Raw genomic sequence first — 5214 nt, forward strand, 5'->3', positions numbered from 1 at the left:
TCCGCGACGGCACCTTCTACCAATCCCGGACACCGAAGGCCGTCGAACTCGCCGCGTGACCCCAGCAAGCCAAACCACCTCCAACCCAACCCAGGCACCTTGACGAAGGACATAGAGGCACCCCCCCCGCAGAAGCCCCGCCAGGACGCGCCTAACGGGGCTTCAAGTTTGCTGCTGCTATCCAGCGCGAGGGTTGCGGGATCGGGCAGCGAGGCTACACCTCACCCTCCAACCAACGCTCGAATGGTGCGACCTCCGACAGTTCGGAATTGATCGCCTTCAACCCTCTGGCGAAGTCTTCGGCCAATTTCGAGAGCATCGCGACTAGCTCACTCTGTGCAATGCTCTCGCGCTCTGGGTTTGGAACCCAATTGGTCCGCGACTCGCAGTGAATCATCACGAGATCCCCGCTTGGGCGGAAAATCAAAGTCCTCTCGATGCCCTGCGAGTAAAGATCCACCTCGACTTCGCGACGGTCGCGCACACCCGCCAGAAGCGACGGGAGTTGCTCCATGATGGCAGACAAGTCATAGGCGACATCGAGCGGCCACTCATCACTCCCGAAGCCGCCAATGTGGAACCTGCTGCCTCCAGCATCAGAGAGGGCGCTACACGCCTCCATGACCAGGGTTTCGTAATCGTCACCCGGCTCCAGACCCGCTGAAGCAGGAGACACAGCACCTGACGGCGCGGCCGGATTGAACGACACAGAGAAGCTCATCTCTCCAGCCTCCTAGTTCGGACCAATGATCGGGAATCCCGTCTTGTACAGCCCATTTGGACTCGGGATGATGGTAGCTGCCCGCGCTTGGACGATACTCCCATCCGGCATAATCACCTGCCCCAGTCCGTCCGGAATGCGCACCGACCTGGGCCCGGCTCCTTCGATATGGAGTCCCTTCAAGAACTCTGCCGCGGCATCATTGTCCAGCCACTGACCTTGCGGATTATTGGTGCTACGAGCGCGATCGGTCAGTGCCTTCGTGTTCTTCGCTCCGGCGCCATGAGTCTTGAATGTATGACCCCACGTTTTAACGCTGTTGGAGGCACAGTTCACGCATCCATTGCTGTTGTGAACGAGTACCAGCGTCTCGCCCGCCAGCACATAGTACGTGTGGAGGGCATGGGCTTATGACCTGCGTTTTCGCAGGTCAGCGCCGGTTCGTCGGTCCGTGGAAATCCGTCGGCGTCCGCCGTTGGCGGGGCCTGTTGCCGTCGGCGTTGCCGTCAGAAGGCAACTACTGCCGGGAAAGTCCGGCCGGATCGATTGCAACAGGGAACGGGGCATCCAGGCGGGTGGTCGCTCCCGCGAGGGCGGTCGTCCGCTCCACGTACTGGCCGCCTTCCAGCTCGTAGACGACAAGCATCGGAGCTGGGTCGAACTCGAGTCGCCAGAAGTGTGGGATGGCGGCCTCGGCGTAGAGCATCGGCTTGAACTTGCGGTCCACGGTGCGGTTGCCGGGAGAGACGAGCTCGACCACGAGCTGTACGCCGTCGGCGTCGACGCTGACGCCGTCCTCGGCGGTCGCGCCAGCATCGGTCACTACAAGGTCAGGGACGACAAGGCCGGAGGGCAGGATGACGTTGATGGCCTCCAGCACCTCGACCGGCGCCTCGGCAGCCTGGGCTGCCGCGTGAAGGATCATGGCGAGCCTGAGCGAGGCACGCTGGTGGCGGATGCCGGGGGCGGGGGACATTACGAGGGACTCCCCCAGCAGTTCATAGCGGGTGGTGCGGTCTTCGGGCAGGGCGAGGACGTCGGCGACGGTCCAGGGCCCCGTGTGGTCGATGGCAACGCTCATGTCCCTTTCACCTCCTCGTCCGCCCTGCGAGCCACGGGATGCCCGGCAGGCGGTACACGGCCAGCATACGGGCGCTCTTACCTGCTGACACGGGCTTTCGCTGTCATGAGCGAGACTCCGAACACGTGTGCTGCCAGACTCTTTGCCGGTGGCGGTATCGGCATGGCTCACACACGGCTGACCTGGTCTGTCGAGTGCTGATGCGTCGAGAGGCCCTGCGGTCGACCGGCCGTCCCGGAGCACTGTCTCTGCGCGGCCAGGGGCTCGGGTCGGGCGGCGGGGCGGCGCTGTAGCAGCCGGGCCCGCGACCCGGCCGCGCGCGGGTCCGCGTCAGCGGGCCCGCCTCGAAACCGCAGAGAAAGTTTCGACGCAACCTCACTACGACAGCCCCTGACCAGCCAGGATGCGGTCCTCGGCCGGTAGCTGTACCCCAGGTGGTCAGTCGCGGGTGTGCTTGCCTTCGAGGCGGTCGAGTCGGTCGCGGAGCTCCTGGATCTGAGCAAGGGCGTCCTCGAGTGCGTCAGCGAGTACGTCGATGCGAACCCGTGCCTGCATCTCCTCGGGGCTGAGTCCGGTGAAGACCTCGATAGTTCCCGGTGCCGCCTGGCCTGGTCCAGGGCCAATGACGGTGACTTCCTCGACCTTCATCCCGCCGTCGTTGGCGGTGATGCCTCGGCGGACGCGGGCGGCCTTGTGCTCCATGATCAGCAGGTTGAGTGCCTGCTGCGCGGTGCGTACGTCCGTGCCGAGCAGGTCGGCTGCGGCCTCGGCGGTGAGTTCGGTGCCCTCGGGGAGGCTGCCGTCGTCGATCTTCCGGATCAGAGCGGCGTGGGCGAGTCGGTTGGCCATGGCCGGATGGTCGGCGTCCTGAACGTGGACGTCGGTGGTGTTCTCGTCGCGACTCAGCCAGTGGTCGTCGATGAGGCGGTCGAGGGCAGCGTCGACGACGGTCACGGGTGCCTCGTACTGGTCGGCGAGTTGTTGCCGTGAGGGGAGCTTCACGCCGGGGGCGAGGTGGCCTTGACGGATGAGCCGTTCGAGGTCGGTGGTGATGGTCTCGTAGGCGTGGCCGAAGTCGCTGCGCGTGCTGACGAAGGTGCCCTTGCCGGGGCGGGAGACGGCCCAGCCCTCGTCCCGGAGCAGGGCCATGGCCTTCTGCACGGTCAGGCTGGACGCCCCGTACTGCTTCATCAGCTGGGACTGCGACGGCAGCGCCGCACCCGGGGTGAGGGCGTGGTCGCGGATCTGCTGCTTCAAGTCCTCGGCGATCCGCTCGAACGCCAGCAGAGTCCCGTCACCGGATACCAACCCAAGCCGCCTTCCCACTCAGTCCGCACGCCGTCGTAGCCGGCGCGTGAGAGGTCAAGGCTACCCGTTCAGGGATGAGGTCGAACCGAGAAGGCAGGGATGGAGTTGGATGGGCTGGGATTGGATGCTATGCTTGTAGCTCCTCGATCACCCGTGCCCTGGTGATCCAGCTCCTGTCCCCATGCCCTCCCCCTGAAAGAGGCCCCCTCCATGCGTGTCATCCCTGTCGACACCAGCAACGCCGCGCTCATGCTCGGTGCCGTCCGCCCGAAGGTGAAGGACCGGCAGACCGGCGAGATCGCCGTCGACCGCGACAGCGGCACCCCGCTCGTCCTCGCCGACGTCATGTTCGTCCTCGACGGACGCGCCGAAATGATCACCGTCACCGTCCCGGAGACCGGCATCTCGTGGGAGTCGGTCTTCAACGGCCAGTCCCGCCACGGCATCGCCTACCGCGCGACCGCCGTCAACGCCAAGGCGGCCCGATGACCGAACCCCTCACCCTCCTCCACCAGATAGCCGGCCTCGACCCGGCCACCGTCACCCTCCAACTCCTCACCCCCTTCGCCACCCTCGGCGGCGCCGTGGTCACCTGCCGGACCTTCTACACGGAAGTCCGCTGGCTCCGCGCGGACGCCGAGACGCGGGTGAGCCTGGAGCAGTCCCGCCGCATCCGCCGCACCTGGCGACTCCTCGCCCCGCAGGTCGGCCTCGCCGTCACCGAACCCGCCAGGCCCGGCAGAGACGGCCGGCCCGCAGAGCCGAAGGTGCGCCTGCCCCGCATCAAGGTGCACGCCGACGAGTTCGGCGTCACCGTCACCGCCACCACCCTCCCCACCATCGGTCGCGAAGCCTGGCAGGACGCCGCCGACGACCTGCGCAACGCGTGGGGCATGCAGCGGATGAAGATCAGCCAACCCAAACCCGGCAGCGTCGTAGTTCGCGGCTTCCGGCGCGAACCCCTCGACACCCCGCTCCCCTCACCCCTCGTCCGTGACGACGGGGCACCGGCGGTGGAGCCCGGCTCGCTGTCCTGCCGGGACGATGTCCTGCTCGGCCAGGACGAGGACGGACACCCTGTCCGCCTCAACCTCGCCGCCGGTGCACACGGGCTGATCGCGGGGGTGACCCGGTCGGGCAAGTCGGTGACCGTCAACACGCTTCTCGCGCACGCTTCCCTCATGCGAGATGTGCGGCTGGTGGTGATCGACCCGAACCTGGCCGCCGCCGCACCGTGGTGGATCACCGCCCACCGCGTCAGCGACACCACCCACCCCGACCAGGCAAGCGAACTCCTCGCCGAGATCCGCGAGGAGATGCACCGCCGCGAAAACCTGTTCTGGACGGCACGGACAGACAAGATCACCGAGTTCAGCCCGGAACTGCCGCTGCTCGTGGTGGTGATCGACGAGGTCGCCCACTACACCCGCCACACCGACCGCAAGGCCCGCGAACGCTTCGAGGCCCACCTCCTCGCCATCGCCTCCCAAGGCGCCAAATACGGCGTGAGGCTGTGGCTGATCACCCAAAAGCCCTCGGCAGAGGTGCTCACCACCGCGCTGCGCACCAACCTGTCCACCCGGATCTGCCACCGCGTCGACACCACCGAGGACTACCTCCACCTCTTCCCCGACGGCCGCGACCTCGACATCACCGCCGCCGACCGCACCCTCCCCCCAGGCGTCGCCATCACCTCCACCCCCGGCACGCCCACACCGGTACGCATGCGGGCCGTGCACCTGCCCACCGAAGCCTGCTGGCGCATCAACGACACCCTCACCACCACAGGCCACCAAGTCCGGCCCCTTCCCGGCACGACGGACTTCACCAAGGCCGCGTAAGCCCTTCTCGGGCTCCGGCTCCCACGGCTTCAGCCCGTCCTGACGTTTCCGGCTTCTCCGCCACGTCACGCCGCCACACCCACCGCCCGGCAGAGGCACCACGGCCTCTCGTCCCTTCGCCCCTGCCGGGCCCGCGGCCCTCTCACCACCCCTCCCGTCCTTTTCTTCCTTCCTTGTCGTCTTCCCGCCGCTGCGGTTGTTCGCCGTACGGCAGAAAGGCCATGCCCGCATTGACCACCCGCACCACCCCCACACCCGCCACC

At 66.9% G+C, this 5214-nt stretch carries 5 protein-coding genes; 2 read left to right on the top strand and 3 right to left on the bottom strand.

Annotation, left to right across the window (positions count from 1 at the left end; translation table 11 throughout):
- Positions 1–214 precede the first annotated feature (214 nt).
- The 3 genes from MTQ10_RS27560 to MTQ10_RS27570 form a co-directional block, all read right to left on the bottom strand.
- Entirely contained in the window at positions 215–721 is a 507-nt protein-coding gene (locus tag MTQ10_RS27560) for a hypothetical protein (protein ID WP_247472987.1), read from the bottom strand.
- Between the two features lie 517 nt (positions 722–1238).
- Entirely contained in the window at positions 1239–1802 is a 564-nt protein-coding gene (locus MTQ10_RS27565) for a Uma2 family endonuclease (protein ID WP_247472988.1), read from the bottom strand.
- 438 nt (positions 1803–2240) lie between these two features.
- Positions 2241–3110 carry a GntR family transcriptional regulator gene (locus tag MTQ10_RS27570; RefSeq protein ID WP_247472989.1) on the bottom strand — a complete coding sequence of 290 codons (870 nt, stop codon included), beginning with the start codon at positions 3108–3110 and terminating at the stop codon, positions 2241–2243.
- Positions 3111–3320: 210 nt separating this feature from the next.
- Between MTQ10_RS27570 and MTQ10_RS27575 the strand changes: the two genes are divergently transcribed.
- Together MTQ10_RS27575 and MTQ10_RS27580 are read left to right on the top strand one after the other, a co-directional pair.
- On the top strand, positions 3321–3599 hold the full coding sequence (locus MTQ10_RS27575) for a hypothetical protein (protein WP_247472990.1): 279 nt from the start codon (positions 3321–3323) through the stop codon (positions 3597–3599).
- Positions 3596–4951 (top strand): FtsK/SpoIIIE domain-containing protein, encoded by a 1356-nt coding sequence (locus MTQ10_RS27580; protein ID WP_247472991.1) that lies wholly within the window; start codon positions 3596–3598, stop codon positions 4949–4951. The genes MTQ10_RS27575 and MTQ10_RS27580 overlap by 4 nt, the downstream gene beginning before the upstream one ends.
- Positions 4952–5214 lie beyond the last annotated feature (263 nt).

Source organism: Streptomyces sp. XM83C (assembly GCF_023072675.1).
Classification (GTDB): Bacteria; Actinomycetota; Actinomycetes; order Streptomycetales; family Streptomycetaceae; genus Streptomyces; species Streptomyces thermocoprophilus.